The 15,467-nt window shown below is 51.2% G+C and carries 11 protein-coding genes; 7 read left to right on the top strand and 4 right to left on the bottom strand.

Annotated elements, in window-relative coordinates; all coding sequences use genetic code 11:
* Window positions 1–6: 6 nt before the first annotated feature.
* From metG to ACN06F_RS09585, 4 genes are all read right to left on the bottom strand, one after another.
* Window positions 7–2,043, bottom strand: coding sequence for a methionine--tRNA ligase (metG, locus tag ACN06F_RS09600; protein WP_038484687.1), 2,037 nt, complete (start codon window positions 2,041–2,043; stop codon window positions 7–9).
* 99 nt (window positions 2,044–2,142) lie between these two features.
* Complete coding sequence (locus ACN06F_RS09595; RefSeq protein ID WP_433923806.1) at window positions 2,143–2,424, bottom strand: hypothetical protein; 282 nt, start codon at window positions 2,422–2,424, stop codon at window positions 2,143–2,145.
* Between the two features lie 186 nt (window positions 2,425–2,610).
* Window positions 2,611–3,792: a 1-acyl-sn-glycerol-3-phosphate acyltransferase gene (locus ACN06F_RS09590; protein WP_433923805.1), complete on the bottom strand. Its 1,182-nt coding sequence runs from the start codon at window positions 3,790–3,792 to the stop codon at window positions 2,611–2,613.
* 58 nt (window positions 3,793–3,850) lie between these two features.
* Window positions 3,851–4,789 (bottom strand): recombination-associated protein RdgC, encoded by a 939-nt coding sequence (locus ACN06F_RS09585; protein ID WP_120386907.1) that lies wholly within the window; start codon window positions 4,787–4,789, stop codon window positions 3,851–3,853.
* 157 nt (window positions 4,790–4,946) lie between these two features.
* On the opposite strand from ACN06F_RS09585, the gene ACN06F_RS09580 reads away from it, so the two are divergent.
* From ACN06F_RS09580 to rpsA, 7 genes are all read left to right on the top strand, one after another.
* Window positions 4,947–5,381, top strand: a complete 435-nt coding sequence (locus ACN06F_RS09580; RefSeq protein ID WP_271909919.1) for an acyl-CoA thioesterase — start codon at window positions 4,947–4,949, stop codon at window positions 5,379–5,381.
* A gap of 153 nt (window positions 5,382–5,534) precedes the next feature.
* Window positions 5,535–8,309 carry a DNA gyrase subunit A gene (gyrA, locus tag ACN06F_RS09575; protein WP_038484673.1) on the top strand — a complete coding sequence of 925 codons (2,775 nt, stop codon included), beginning with the start codon at window positions 5,535–5,537 and terminating at the stop codon, window positions 8,307–8,309.
* Window positions 8,293–9,396, top strand: coding sequence for a 3-phosphoserine/phosphohydroxythreonine transaminase (gene serC / locus ACN06F_RS09570; protein WP_038484670.1), 1,104 nt, complete (start codon window positions 8,293–8,295; stop codon window positions 9,394–9,396). The genes gyrA and serC overlap by 17 nt, the downstream gene beginning before the upstream one ends.
* A gap of 5 nt (window positions 9,397–9,401) precedes the next feature.
* A complete protein-coding gene (gene pheA / locus ACN06F_RS09565; RefSeq protein ID WP_038484667.1) occupies window positions 9,402–10,493 on the top strand; it encodes a prephenate dehydratase in 1,092 nt (363 codons plus the stop codon).
* Between the two features lie 11 nt (window positions 10,494–10,504).
* Window positions 10,505–12,796 (top strand): bifunctional prephenate dehydrogenase/3-phosphoshikimate 1-carboxyvinyltransferase, encoded by a 2,292-nt coding sequence (locus ACN06F_RS09560; protein WP_433925099.1) that lies wholly within the window; start codon window positions 10,505–10,507, stop codon window positions 12,794–12,796.
* On the top strand, window positions 12,786–13,475 hold the full coding sequence (gene cmk / locus ACN06F_RS09555) for a (d)CMP kinase (protein ID WP_433925098.1): 690 nt from the start codon (window positions 12,786–12,788) through the stop codon (window positions 13,473–13,475). Before ACN06F_RS09560 ends, cmk begins: the two co-directional genes overlap by 11 nt.
* A 184-nt stretch (window positions 13,476–13,659) precedes the next feature.
* The gene (gene rpsA / locus ACN06F_RS09550) at window positions 13,660–15,336 is read left to right on the top strand and encodes a 30S ribosomal protein S1 (protein WP_009724761.1); all 1,677 of its coding nucleotides are present in this window, start codon (window positions 13,660–13,662) and stop codon (window positions 15,334–15,336) included.
* Window positions 15,337–15,467: the final 131 nt, after the last annotated feature.

The following is a 15,467-nucleotide window of genomic DNA, read 5'->3' as shown; positions in this document are numbered from 1 at the left end:
ACCTAATTAAGTTACGCGCTGTCCTGGTTCCGCACCGGCATCGGGGGAAAGTAGGTAAATGCCTTCTTTGTTAGCAGATGCTAATACCATGCCTTCTGATAAACCAAAGCGCATCTTACGAGGAGCTAAATTAGCTACCATGATCGTCAAGCGGCCCTCAAGTGCTTCTGGTGAATAGGCAGAACGAATACCTGAGAAGACATTACGTGTTTCACCACCTAAATCCAGCGTAAGCTGGAGCAGCTTGTCAGCACCTTCAACGTACTGTGCCTTGGCAATGCGGGCAATGCGTAAATCAACTTTAGCGAAATCTTCAAAGCTGATTTCTGCCGCAATCGGTTCTTCCGACAGGGGACCTTTGGGAGTGTTTTTCAGTTTCTGCTCTTCCACTAAATCCTCCTTGGATGCCTCAATCATAGCGTCAATCTTAGCCCGTTCAACACGCGTCATTAATGGCTTGAATTTATTGATTGAGTGATTGACTAGTACGGTATTGCGGCTGTCCCAGTCAAGTGACTCAATCGCCAGGAATTCACGTGCCTGTTCGGCCATGGTTGGCACCACAGGTGAAAGATAGACCATCAACTGGCGGAACAAGTTGATGCCTACTGAGCAGATTTCCAGTACTTCGGCGTCTTGGTCTTCCTGCTTGGCTAGTGCCCAGGGGGCCTTGTCGGCGATGTACGTATTGGCTTCATCGGCCAATTCCATAATTTTGCGCATGGCCCGGCTAAATTCACGCGCCTCAAAATCGTCAGCAATCTCATCGCCAGCCGCGATAAAGCGCGCGACCATTTGTGGTTCGGCACAGTGTTCAGCCAGCTTGCCGCCGCCCAGTTTTTTCACAAAGCCGGCGCAGCGGCTGGCGATATTGACAACTTTTCCTACTAGATCAGAGTTAACTCGCGCAGAAAAGTCGTCGAGATTAAGGTCCAGGTCATCCACTTTGGACGTTAATTTAGCGGCAAAATAGTAGCGTAAATACTCTGGATTTAAATGTTCAGCGTAGGTAGCTGCTTTGATGAAAGTGCCACGAGATTTTGACATCTTGGCACCGTCTACAGTTAAGAAACCGTGACAGTTGACCGCAGTCGGCGTACGAAGGTCTGCACCGTGCAACATGGCAGGCCAAAACAGGGCGTGGAAATAGACAATATCTTTGCCAATGAAGTGGTAAACCTCTGCATCGGAACCCTTCTTCCAAAAGGTATCGAAGTCGATACCTTCCCGATCACATAAGTTTTTAAAACTTGCTAGATAGCCAATGGGGGCATCTAGCCAGACATAGAAGTATTTACCTGGAGCATCAGGAATTTCAAAGCCAAAGTAGGGCGCATCTCGGGAGATATCCCACTCATTAAAGCCCGACTCGAACCACTCCATCAGCTTGTTACGAATTTGTGGCTGTACATGGCCATCATTAATCCATTGCTGAAGAAATTCAGCAAAGTCTGGCAGCTTGAAGAAGTAATGCGTAGAGCTACGTACTTCTGGCGTTGCCCCAGAAATAGCTGAGACAGGGTTGATTAAGTCAGCAGGCGTGTAAGTGGCACCGCACTTTTCACAGTTATCGCCATATTGATCATCGGCACCACATTTAGGACACGTGCCCTTAATAAAACGGTCAGCTAGGAATAGACCCTTTTGCGGATCAAACATTTGCTCAATATCGCGGGTGGCAATATGGCCTTTATCACGCAAGCGGGTGTAGATCAGTTCGCTAAAATAGCGGTTTTCTTCTGAATGGGTGGAATGATAGTTATCAAATCCCACGCCAAAGCGGGCGAAATCTTCTTGATGATCTTGGGAAACGCGCTCGATCAGGGCTTCGGGCGTAATACCTTCCTGCTCAGCCCGCAGCATAATGGCAGTGCCGTGGGCGTCGTCGGCGCAAACGTAGTAGCACTGCTGTCCACGACTTTTTTGAAAACGCACCCAAATGTCGGTTTGGATGTACTCAAGAAGGTGACCCAAGTGAATGGCGCCATTGGCATAAGGAAGCGCGCTTGTCACCAAGATGTTGCGCGGGGCAGTATTTGACATGGTGAATGATAATTCCGGTTAGGCAGTGCAAATAAAGACGGCGAAGTAGGGGTGCGCTTCGCCGGTAACGTCAACATGCTGCTTACAGCTATTTCTCCATTAGTAGAGTGCCTGCTCTTCCTGAACGACTTCACGCAGAAGCTCTAAAAAAAGCTTGTCAGCTTCAGAGTGCTCAGTGGGGTCTTCGGGAATATGGACGCTCGTAGTGTCGGAGATTTCGTTGGCAATTTTGGCCATTACGGCAGGGCTGTTGCCTTGGACTAGCTGCTGTCGTGCAATCGCTAGGGATTGTTCTAAGATTTTTGGGTCTTGGAGCAGCTTGCGAATAAAATCGCGTAGTTCATTAATAATACGTGTTTTTTGAATTTCTGATGCGGACATTGGAGTTCTCCTTAAGACCGCGCTTGAGGGATGTTCAAGCGAGACCAATGAATGCTTTGACCATAGCACTTTTTTTACAGCTGAGCATGGGTTCCTGGAAGCATTGGATGCAGTCTATTGGCTTTTACTAGCACACTGTTCCAGTAAGGTTGCTTCCTGGACGTATGTTTCCAGTACCCTTGCGCTTTAAAGGCTCAGGCGCCCAGCCTTGTGTTTGACAGGGTTAGCGTATTGTTCCAACCAATAAGGCCGCAACGCTTCAGGTATGCTAGCCAGCCGAGCGTTAAAACGCTCTCTGTCTTGACGCGTTATCGTTTTGCGGGCGATCAGTTCTGGTGATTCGCCTAGGGCTTCCAGTGCTAAATAATGGCTAGGAAACAGGCGATAGCCACCGATCACTTGGCGGTCAATTTCCGCTGCCACTTCATCCGGCGTTGCCATATCAGCGCCTACTGGGCTACCAAAACGCAGTTGCACCCGACCTTTAGAGCCCGTGATACCTGACACAATAGAGCGAATATCTTCGAATTCGCTTTTTGCGTAGCTTCCTTCGGTAGCGATATCGTGGAGTTCCTGAGCTTTCTGTTGGTCGCAAGGGTCGTATTCGTAGCTAATCGATACCGGCACCAGTTTCAACTCGGCAATGGCATCACCGAATACCATATCCCGGTCAGCGTTGCGTCTGGCCATGGTCAGCATTTTGATGATGGCGGGATCGGTGCGATCAATGCCATTTTTAGCACGACCCTCTCGCTGCGCCATCCAAATAGAGTGCTGATCAACAGTAATTGAGTGACGAATATAGGCTGATAACTGCTGATATGCCGCCAGCATCGCACGCTTGCCTCGGGCGCTGCGCGGTACAATAAAACTTTTGTTTAACCGCATCAGATCGGTGACGTAAGGCTTTTTCAGGAGGTTGTCTCCGATCGCAATGCGTACTGTATCGCGACCAGCCAGATAAAGCGCATAGTTCACAAAGGCGGGGTCTAGCGATATATCGCGATGGTTGCCTATAAACAGGTAAGCGCTGTTGTTATCGAGCTTATCAAGCCCGGAGACTTCGAAGGCATCCGTGGTGGTGCGAATCATGCGCTCCATATAGCTGGCGATACGCATCTGGAAGTCATATACGGATGTAACGCCCTTTACTTCACGACGGACGGCATGGCCTGCTAAAGCGCGGGCGATGGGGGGCGCCCACTTGGCCATGCGCGGGAGCCTGAACTGAGTCAATGCATTTAAAAGCTCGCTATCATGTGATAAGCGCTCAAGAACATTGGCCACTTCATGATCCATATAGGGGCGAATGTCAGCCCAGGGGTCGTTGGCGGTGTCGGCGTTAAGTGCGTTGTTGTGATGAGTCATGCGATCCGTTGGATATAGGCAGAAATAAACAGTTTATATCAGCAGGCTAACGGCTGAATTAAGCGTCTGGCTGCGTAGCAGCTTCGCGCTGAGCTTCACCACCCAGCCACTCGATTAGGCGAGGAATATCGTCAGAAAGTGCCTGCGCCATCAAAATAAAATCAGTTTCTAAGCGAGCAAGTGCATCATCGCCATCATCTGCGTGATCAGCTTCCTCTATTAATGCATCGCCAAAACGCAATGATTTCAGCGCTAAATCATCATGCAGAACAAAGCTTAAACGACCTTCCAGGCTAACTGCGAGCTTGCTGGCTTGACGTCCGCTTTCAAGCAATTGCTGGATCTCGTCGCTGTCTAGATCAACTTGGCGAGCACGCAGCACGCCATCATCGCCTTTGGCTTTTAACTCAACCTGATCCCCTAACACAAGGTCGGCAGGGCGGCTTTCCGCTTCGCCCAGCCATTGCGTCATCGCACGGATAGGCAGTGTTTGTGATGTGAGCGGCGTGACTTTCAAGCTGCCCAACGTTTCACGTAGTAGATCCAGCACGTCTTCTGCCCGTGTACGAGAGCTGGCATTGACGCCAATTAATTGACGGCGCGTATCCCACCATAAATCGATTTTCTGACTGCGAACAAATGCGCGGGGCATTAGTTCCTCAGTGACTTGCTCTTTCAGCGCCGTTTTTTCTTTGCGCGTTACCTTGCGCCCTTCGCTGGCTTCGATATCAGCGACTTTATCGTCCACTTCCTCTTTTACTACAGACGCAGGAAGCAAGCGCTCTTGGCGCAGGGCTGAAAGTAGTCGGTGGCCTTGGATTTCATGCAGCCGCTGACCACCACCCAGTCGTCCTGCCGGGGCTGTCCACCCTAAACGACGCGCATCCGCACTGCCTAGCGGCTTGGCTGCATGCTCGTCGAGTGCATTCGCTAGTGTATCGCTATCAAGCTCAGGGGCGCCGTGAAGGCGGTATAAATGTAGGTGCTTAAACCACATGTCACCAATCCTATTAAAAAGGTGGCACATTATGGCGAAACCAAGCCTTTCCTACCAGCGCCTTAGGGGATTGCCTTGTTGTTGCACTGGTTTAAAACTTGTGTTTGATTTGAGTGGTTTTGTGAATGGTTAACAGATTTTTAAAAATGGGGGTGTTATGTCTACAGCAATATCCAGTGTTGCACTGCGAGTACGTGGTTACCATTTAGACGGCTACGGTCACGTCAACAACGCGCGCTATCTTGAATTTATGGAAGAGGGGCGCTGGGCTTTTTTTGATGACCATCCGCGCCTGATAAATCAACTTCATAAGGCAGGCCGAGCGTTTGTCGTGGTCAATCTGAATATTGATTATCGAGCAGCCGCTGTTCAGAACGATGATTTGCAGGTTATGACCGGCATAGTAGATGTGGGTGATCGTAGCGCGATTTGCCATCATCGAATTGTGCGTCAAGACGGCGTACTGGTTGCTCAGGCAGATTTGACCTTTGTGCTGCTAGATACGAAGGCAAATAAGGCTGCTCCTATTGAAGGAGACGTGCGAGAGGTGTTTGAGGGGCTTGTGGTCGATAAAGGCGCCTTTTTAGCGTAAAGCGTAATGCCGTTGCCACTGACTGCCCATGGTGCTTATGCAGTGGTATGATGGTGCTGACTCTGCGCGCCGCCTTGGTGTGGTATCAAGGGCGGCTTTTTTAAGCGCTTTCAACTCTCGCAGTGCCAATGCAGTGCAAAGGATCTGACTTTCATGGGTGACATCGCCAGAGAAATCTTGCCCGTCAATATTGAAGACGAGCTTAAACAGTCGTACCTCGACTACGCGATGAGTGTCATTATTGGTCGCGCTCTTCCCGATGTGCGTGACGGCCTCAAGCCTGTTCACCGGCGCGTGCTTTTTGCCATGCACGAGCTGAGCAACGATTGGAATAAACCGTACAAGAAGTCGGCGCGTGTCGTCGGCGATGTCATCGGTAAATACCATCCGCACGGTGACAGTGCGGTCTATGACACTATCGTTCGTATGGCCCAGCACTTTTCCATGCGTCACGTACTGGTGGATGGTCAGGGTAACTTTGGTTCTATTGACGGTGATAACGCGGCCGCCATGCGTTACACCGAAGTGCGTATGGCACGCCTTGCCCACGAGCTGCTAGCTGACCTGGAAAAAGATACCGTTGATTGGGTCGATAACTACGACGGCACCGAGCGCATTCCAGCCGTGCTGCCAACCAAAGTTCCTAACCTGTTAATCAATGGGTCATCAGGGATTGCGGTGGGCATGGCGACCAATATTCCGCCCCATAACATGCGGGAAATAATTGATGGTTGTCTGGCGTTAATTGATGATTACACGCTCACCGTTGATGACCTCATGCAGTACATTCCAGGGCCGGATTTCCCTACCGGGGGCATTATCAACGGTCGCGCGGGTATTTTAGACGCCTACCGCACCGGGCGCGGGCGTATCTATGTGCGTGCCTGCCACACGATTGAGCATGATGATAAGAGTGGTCGAGATCACATTATTATCACTGAACTGCCTTACCAGGTGAATAAAGCGCGATTGATCGAGAAAATCGCTGAGCTGGTAAAAGAGAAGAAAATCGAGGGTATTGCTGAACTCCGCGATGAGTCGGATAAAGACGGCCTGCGCGTAGTGATCGAGATCAAACGCGGCGAATCGGGTGATGTCGTCGTCAACAACTTGTTTGCGCAAACACAATTGCAAAATGTGTTTGGGATTAACATGGTGGCGCTGGAAAATGGTCAGCCGCGCACTCTGAACATAAAAGAGATGCTTGAGGCGTTTATTCGCCACCGCCGTGAAGTTGTTACTCGCCGTACCTTGTATGAATTGAAAAAAGCCCGTGAGCGTGGTCATTTGTTGGAAGGTTTGGCAGTTGCCATCTCCAACATTGATGAAGTGATCGAGCTGATTAAGGCATCTCCCAATGCCTCTGAAGCGCGTGAAAAATTGTTGGCTAAAACGTGGAAGCCTGGACAGGTTACCGCGATGCTGGAACGCGCTGGCGCAACCTCATGCAAGCCTGAAGAGCTAGATGAAGGGTTTGGTCTAAATACGGCGGCGACGGAATATCGACTGTCGCCCGCGCAGGCTCAAGCAATTCTAGAGCTTCGTCTGCATCGCCTAACGGGTCTTGAAACCGAGAAGCTGTTAGACGAATACCTGTCGATTCTTGAGAAAATCGCGGAATTTACGACCATCCTGGCTTCTCCAGATCGTCTGATGGAAGTGATCCGAGAAGAGCTGCATGCTGTACGTGAGCAGTATGGCGATGACCGCCGTACGGAAATTCAGGCGAGCCACCTTGATTTGTCGATTGAAGATCTCATCGCTGAAGAAGATATGGTGGTCACTGTTTCCCGCTCAGGCTACGCCAAGACTCAGCCGTTGTCTGATTATCAGGCTCAGCGCCGTGGTGGACGAGGTAAATCAGCCACTGCGATGAAAGATGAAGACGTTATTGAACACCTGCTGGTCGCATCTACCCATGACACTGTGCTGCTGTTCTCTAACAGGGGTAAGGTGTATTGGCTGAAAGTGTATGAGATGCCCAACGCCAGTCGTGGCTCTCGGGGCAAGCCACTGGTCAATATGCTACCGCTTGAAGAAGGCGAAGCCGTCAACGCCATTTTGCCAGTGCGTGATTACGATCCTGAGCACTACATTTTCTTTGCCACGGCGAAAGGTACCGTTAAACGCACCAGTCTTGAGCAATTCTCTCGCCCACGTAGTGTCGGCTTGATTGCTATTGATTTGGAAGAGGGCGACCGTTTGGTGGGGGCTGCTATTACGTCTGGCTCTGATCACGCCATGCTGCTTTCCTCTAACGGTAAGGCTATCCGCTTCGAAGAAGGCAATGTGCGCGCCATGGGGCGTACCGCCCGTGGTGTGCGCGGTATGCGTCTGGCGGGGGATGCTGAAGTTATTAGCTTGATCATTCCCAAGAGCCAGCAAATTGACGCTGAAGATGACGCCGATGTAGATGCTGATAGCCAGGTTGTCACGGCCGAGAATGCTCAAGCGGAAGGTCAAATCTATATTCTCACGGCCAGTGAGAATGGCTACGGTAAGCGTACGCGCCTAGAAGAATTTCCGCTGCGTGGTCGTGGTGGGCAGGGTGTTATTGCCATGCAAACCAGCGAACGTAATGGCGCTCTGGTAGCCGCAATGCAAGTCTATGACAGCGATGAAATGATGCTGATCACTGATCGCGGCACCTTGGTGCGCACTCGGGTTGAAGAAGTGTCCACGACCTCGCGAAATACTCAGGGGGTTATGCTGATTCGCCTGGGTAAAGAAGAAAAACTAGTTAAAACTGTCCGTGTGGATGAGCCTGCCGAAGTAGATGAGCTTGAGTCAGATAGTTCAGAAACAGACGTTCTAGACACCGGTGCGATTGATACCGATGTCGTCGATAGCGATGCTGTTGATCCAGGCAAGCCAGATAGCGCTGACGATGGCGAACAGGAACAGGGAACCGATGACACGTCATTATAACTTTTGTGCAGGGCCAGCGGCCCTGCCTGTTGCCGTGCTTGAACGTGCGCGCAACGAACTGCTGGACTTTCAAGGGCGTGGCTTGTCTGTTATGGAGATGAGTCATCGCAGTGATGAGTTTGTCGCTATTGCGGATCGAGCAGAAGCAGACCTGCGTTATTTGCTGGATATTCCCAGTAATTACAAAGTGCTTTTCTTGCAAGGCGGAGCCAGCATGCAGTTTGCGATGCTGCCGATGAACTTGCTTGGACAAGGGGGAAGCGCCAATTTTATCCAAACAGGCATTTGGGGCAAAAAGGCGATTAGTGAAGCCCGGCGGTTAGGGTTTAACTGTAATGTGGCAGCGAGTAGTGAAGATAATGGTCATACGGCGGTGCCGGATGAAAATGCACTGGCGATTAGCAGCGATGCTGCTTACTTACATTACACCTCAAATGAAACCATCGGTGGTTTAGAGTTCGACTATACGCCAAGGGTGCAGCGCGCAGATGGTGCTGATGTGCCTCTGGTATGCGATATGTCCTCGAACATTCTATCTGGCCCTATCGATGTAACGCAGTTTGGAGTGATTTACGCGGGAGCTCAGAAAAACATTGGCCCGGCTGGCTTAACTCTGGTTGCTATTCGTGATGACTTACTCGGCAAAGCGCCTAGCTCCATTCCGTCGCTGTTTGACTATCAAATGCTTGCAGACGCAGGCTCTATGGTCAACACGCCACCAACGTTTGCATGGTACTTGGCTGGCCTTGTTTTCCAGTGGTTAAAAGATGACATCGGTGGCTTAGAGGTGATGGATGACATTAACCAGCGCAAAGCACAGAAGCTTTACGCTGCTATTGATGCCAGTGATTTTTATACTAATCCGATTGCCAGCCGTAACCGTTCCCGCATGAATGTTCCGTTTGTGCTAGCCGATAGCAGTTTAGATAGCGTATTCCTGCAAGAAGCTGACGAGGCGGGGCTTCTTAACCTAAAGGGCCATCGTAGTGTTGGCGGCATGCGTGCGAGTTTATATAACGCGGTGCCTGAAGAGGCCGTTGATGCGCTAATCGCCTTTATGGCGGACTTTGAACAACGAAGAGGCTAACCATCATGTCCGATACGCCGATTAATTTAGACGACTTACGTCAACGTATCGACCAGTTGGATGGCGATATTCTGCGCTTGATTAGTGAGCGCGCCAACTGCGCCCAGCAGGTGGCACACGTTAAGCTTGCTCAAGATAAAGACGCCGTATTTTATCGTCCTGAGCGGGAGGCGCAGGTGCTGCGTCGCATTATGTCGTTGAATCAAGGCCCGCTAGACTCAGAAGAGATGGCGAGGCTGTTTCGCGAAATTATGTCGGCGTGTCTTGCGCTGGAGCAGCCTGTCAAAGTTGCCTACCTAGGCCCAGAGGGTACATTTACCCAGCAGGCGGCGCTTAAGCACTTTGGTGAGAGTGCTGTCAGTATGCCGATGGCAGCGATTGATGAAGTCTTTCGTGAAGTAGAGGCAGGTGCTGTTCATTATGGGGTGGTGCCGGTAGAGAACTCCACCGAAGGGGTTGTCAATCATACGCTTGACACCTTTATGGACTCATCGATCAAGATCTGCGGTGAAGTAGTACTACGCATTCACCACCACCTGCTAATTAGTGAAACCACGCGTCGGGATAAGGTCTCACGCATCTATTCCCACCCGCAATCGTTTGGCCAGTGCCGTAAATGGCTTGATGCTCACTATCCCCATGCTGAGCGGGTGCCTGTTTCCTCTAACGCAGAAGCTGCCAAGCTGGTCAAAACAGAGTGGCACAGTGCAGCAATTGCCGGAGATATGGCGGCCAAACTGTATGGTCTAGAGCGCATTGCCGAAAAGATTGAAGATCGCCCTGATAACTCCACGCGCTTTCTAATTATTGGTAATCAAGATGTGCCGATATCTGGCGAGGATAAAACCTCAATTGTTGTCGCTATGCGTAACCAGCCCGGTGCACTGCATGATCTGCTGGAACCGTTCCATCGTCACCGCATTGATTTAACGCGGATCGAAACACGGCCTTCGCGGACTGGTGTTTGGAATTACGTGTTCTTTATCGATTTCAAAGGGCATCGGGATGAGCCGCAGGTCGCGGCAGTGCTCGAAGAAGTAAGACTACGTGCTTCTGAGCTGCGTGTGCTTGGCTCCTATCCTCTAGGCGTGCTGTGACGGAGTGTACTTTGCAAGTTTTGGATAGTCGCGCTGACGTTAGGTCATCTTGCCAAGAGTCACATTTATTGATTGTTGGCCTTGGCTTGATCGGGGGGTCGCTGGCCGCCGCGCTACGGCAATCAGGTTTCAAAGGACATATTTCAGCGTGTGACTCCAATGCGTCAGAAATCGCCTTGGGGATTGATTTAGGGTTGATAGACCATGGTGGTTCGCAGCTAGCAGAACTGCTTGATGACGTCTCTATGGTGATTTTGGCCGTACCGGTATTGGCCATGGAGAGTGTGATGGCCACCCTGGCAGGTTCGCTTCACCGTGCGTCTAAAAATGTGGTGATTACCGATGTGGGCAGCACGAAAGCGACGATCCGTGACTGTGCTGTGCGTGCCTTTGGGGAGGTGCCCCCTTCAGTGGTGCTAGGTCATCCTATTGCAGGCTCTGAAAAAAGTGGTGTTGCCGCAGCAGATCCCGCCCTCTATATCAATCACAAAGTGATACTAACGCCTGAGCCGAATGTCGACGCAGGAGCGCTTGCGCGGGTTGAGGCGTTGTGGTGTGCCACTGGCGCAGATGTACTGCAAATGAGTGTAGAGCGGCACGACCAAGTGTTGGCGCGTACCAGTCATTTGCCGCATTTGCTGGCATTTTCGTTGGTCGATACGCTGGCACGTCAAGACGAGCGGTTAGAAATTTTTCGCTATGCAGCCGGTGGGTTTCGTGATTTTACCCGAATCGCGGGCAGCGACCCTGTTATGTGGCGAGATATCTTTATTGCCAACCGGGACGCCGTCTTGTCGTCGTTAGATGATTTTGAGGCGGGGCTCGCTCGGTTGCGGAAGGCGGTAGAAAGTGGCGATAGCGATGCCCTTATTGCAACGTTTGATCGTGCCAGTCATGCACGCCATTATTTCGATACGTTATTGAATAAAACCAGCTATCAGGCGGAATATCATATGCAACCACACGGTAAAGTGACTTATCGGGTGCAGCCGGGCGGCCAGGCGCAAGGCCGTCTGCGCGTGCCGGGCGATAAATCAATGTCCCATCGCTCCATTATGCTGGGTGCTCTGGCGGAGGGTGTTACCGAAGTTAAAGGATTTTTAGAGGGTGAGGATAGCCTCGCGACTTTGCAGTCCTTCCGTGAAATGGGTGTTGCCATTGAGGGGCCATATCAGGGGAGAGTTACTATCCATGGCGTAGGGATGCATGGCTTGAAAGCCCCGGCAGGCCCGCTGTACGTGGGTAATTCAGGTACAGCCATGCGCCTGTTTGCGGGATTATTGGCAGGTCAAGCGTTTGATAGTGAGCTAACCGGTGATGAGTCGTTAACCAAACGGCCAATGGGGCGCGTTGCTGACCCTCTGCGCTTGATGGGGGCGACTATCGACACCGCTGAAGGTGGGCGTCCGCCACTTAAAATTAAAGGTGGCGCCGCATTGAAGGGTCTTTACTACGACATGCCGATGGCCAGTGCGCAGGTGAAATCCTGTTTGCTGTTAGCCGGTATGTACGCCGAAGGTGAAACTCGCGTGCGTGAGCCAGCGCCTACTCGCGATCACACCGAGCGTATGCTTAATGGTTTTGGCTACGAGGTCTCGCGCGAGGGCGATACTTGCTGGCTTCAAGGTGGTGGTAAGCTGACGGCAGGCCCGATAGATGTCCCTTCTGATATTTCTTCTGCCACGTTCTTCCTCGTCGCTGCGGCAATTACGCCAGGGGCTGACATTACCCTTGAGCACGTAGGTATCAACCCTACGCGCGTTGGTGTGATTAACATCCTCAGCCTGATGGGAGCTGACTTAACGCTTGAAAATGAGCACGAGGTAGGTGGTGAGCCGGTGGCGGATATCCGTATTCGCTATGCGCCTTTAAAAGGGATTGATATCCCGGTTGATCAAGTACCGCTTGCCATTGATGAGTTTCCCGCACTGTTTATCGCGGCTGCTAACGCGCAAGGCAAAACGCGCTTGCGCGGTGCTGAAGAGCTACGGGTCAAAGAGTCTGATCGGATTCAGGCAATGGCCGATGGGCTGGCGATACTAGGCGTTGAACACACGGTTGTTGAAGATGGTATTGATATTGTTGGCAATGCTGACGATGCCGTGGCGAGCTACGGCGGTGGTCGTATTGATAGCTTAGGTGATCACCGTATTGCCATGGCGTTTGCAATAGCCTCTTTGCGTGCAAGCGATGAGATTATTATTGATGACTGCGCTAATGTGGCCACCTCTTTCCCTGATTTTGTGACCTTGGCGCAGCGTATCGGTATGCAGGTAAGTGTGGAGGGAGCTAATGCCGATTAAATCCCCTGTGCTAACGATTGACGGGCCGGGTGGTGCAGGTAAAGGCACCATCAGTGGACTGGTCGCTGAACGTCTGGGGTGGCACCTATTAGATAGTGGGGCGCTTTATCGGCTTACTGCTCAGGCAGCTTTAAAGCATGACGTGGCCTTGGATGACGAGGTGTCGTTGGCGTTGCTTGCCGCACAGCTGGATGTTGCTTTCCCAGTGCTTGATGGGCAGCCTCGCACGCTTTTGGAAGGTGAAGACGTTTCTCGAGCGATACGTACAGAGCAGGCTGGTGAGCGGGCATCCCGTGTGGCGGCTCTACCGCAAGTTCGTGAAGCATTGCTTCAGCGTCAGCGAGATTTTCAACAATCGCCAGGCTTGGTAGCCGACGGCCGTGATATGGGAACCGTCGTGTTCCCTGATGCGCCATTAAAAATTTTTCTGACTGCAAGTGCGCAGGAGCGGGCTCGGCGTAGGCATCTACAGTTGCAGGAAGCCGGGGTGGATGCTAGTCTATCGAGTCTTTTAAAGGAGATTCAGGCACGCGATGCACGCGATACGCAGCGCAGTGTGGCTCCTCTCAAGCCGGCAGATGACGCCATAACGCTTGATACCACATGCCTGAGCATACCGGAAGTGGTTGATCAGTTGACCGAATTGCTGGCCCAGCGTGGCATGGTAAACGGCACCTGATTCTCCCTTGCGGCGTTTTTGGAAAGGTGTCACGACGTGGCAGGGCGATTACTCCATATCAGAGAGCCCGGTCAGGTCTAACCAGCGCTAACACCTCCAGAAGCAGAATGACATTAGGCCCGTACTTGCTGGTGGTACGGAGAAGGCATTTATGCCTCAACAACGTTGATCACGTAGGAAAACCATGAGCGAAAGCTTTGCTGAACTGTTTGAACAGTCTCTTAACGACATCAACATGGAGCCAGGCGCAATTGTCGCGGCTCAGGTTGTCGACATTGACGGTGACTGGGTTACCGTTAACGCTGGTCTGAAATCTGAAGGTCAGATCCCTGCGTCACAATTCCGCGATGAGAACGGTGAACTGACCATCGCTATCGGTGACGACGTGCACGTTGCACTTGAAGCCGTAGAAGATGGCTTTGGTGAAACGCGTCTGTCCCGTGAAAAAGCCAAGCGCGCAGAAGCTTGGAAGATTCTGGAAGCAGCCTTCGAGAAAGACGAAGTCGTCAAGGGCGTGATCAACGGTAAGGTCAAAGGCGGCTTCACAGTCGACGTCGACTCTATCCGTGCCTTCTTGCCGGGCTCTCTGGTTGACGTTCGTCCGGTTCGTGACACTGCGCACCTGGAAAACAAAGAGCTAGACTTCAAAGTCATCAAGCTTGACCCGAAGCGCAACAACGTCGTTGTTTCGCGTCGTGCTGTATTGGAAGCCGAAAACAGTGCTGAACGTGAAGCACTGCTGGCAACCCTGCAGGAAGGTCAGCAAATCAAAGGTATCGTTAAGAACCTGACTGATTACGGTGCCTTCGTCGATTTAGGCGGCGTTGATGGTCTGCTGCACATCACTGATATGGCGTGGAAGCGCATTAAGCATCCGTCTGAAATCGTTGCTGTTGGCGACGAGATCAACGTCAAAGTGTTGAAGTTTGACCGTGAGCGTAACCGCGTATCTCTAGGTCTTAAGCAGCTGGGTGAAGATCCTTGGGTCAACATCAAAGACCGTTACCCGGAAGGCACCAAAGTGCACGCAGTCGTCACTAACCTGACTGACTACGGCTGCTTTGCTGAGCTGGAAGAGGGCGTCGAAGGTCTGGTTCACGTTTCAGAAATGGACTGGACTAACAAGAACATCCATCCGTCTAAAGTTGTCCAAGTGGGCGATGATGTTGACGTTATGGTTCTTGATATCGATGAAGAGCGTCGTCGTATTTCTCTGGGCATCAAGCAGTGTACTGCTAATCCTTGGGAAACTTTCAACGCTGAATACAACAAGGGCGACCGTGTTTCAGGTACCATCAAGTCAATCACTGACTTTGGTATCTTCATCGGCCTTGAAGGCGGTATTGATGGTCTGGTTCACCTGTCTGATATCTCTTGGACAGAAACTGGCGAAGAAGCTGTCCGTAACTTCAAGAAAGGTGACGAAGCTGAAGCCGTTATTCTTTCAATCGATCCTGAGCGTGAGCGTATCTCCTTAGGTATTAAGCAAATGGATTCCGATCCAGTAGCTGAATATCTGTCGGTTAACGACAAAGGCAGCATCGTTACAGGCCGTATCGTAGAAGTTGATGCCAAAGAAGCACACGTTGAGCTAGCGACTGATGTTATTGCTATCCTCAAGGCGTCTGAAATCAGTGCTGATCGCATTGAAGATGCCCGTAACGTGCTGAATGAAGGCGATAGCATTGAAGCGCGTATCGTAAGCGTTGATCGTAAGAGTCGTCAGATCAATCTGTCGGTTAAAGCGAAAGAGCAAGATGATACTCGTCAAAATCTGAAGAAGCTGCGTGATCAAGAGCCGGAAGCAGGTGGTCCGACCACTATCGGTGATCTAATCAAACAGCAGATGGGCCAAGACTAATTAAGTAGTTGATAGCCCAGAAAAACGCCGCCCTAATGGGCGGCGTTTTTTATGAATTTGTATGATGTGAAATAGATCACTAGCCTATGTTTGACTTGCGTATAAAGCTAGTTTTTATAGTTCCAACTAAG

Origin of the sequence: Vreelandella sp. 21, assembly GCF_050995515.1 — a bacterium.
Classification (GTDB): Bacteria; Pseudomonadota; Gammaproteobacteria; order Pseudomonadales; family Halomonadaceae; genus Vreelandella; species Vreelandella alkaliphila.
The sequence above is the reverse complement of the archived record's forward strand: the minus strand, read 5'-3'. Positions and strand labels throughout refer to the sequence as shown.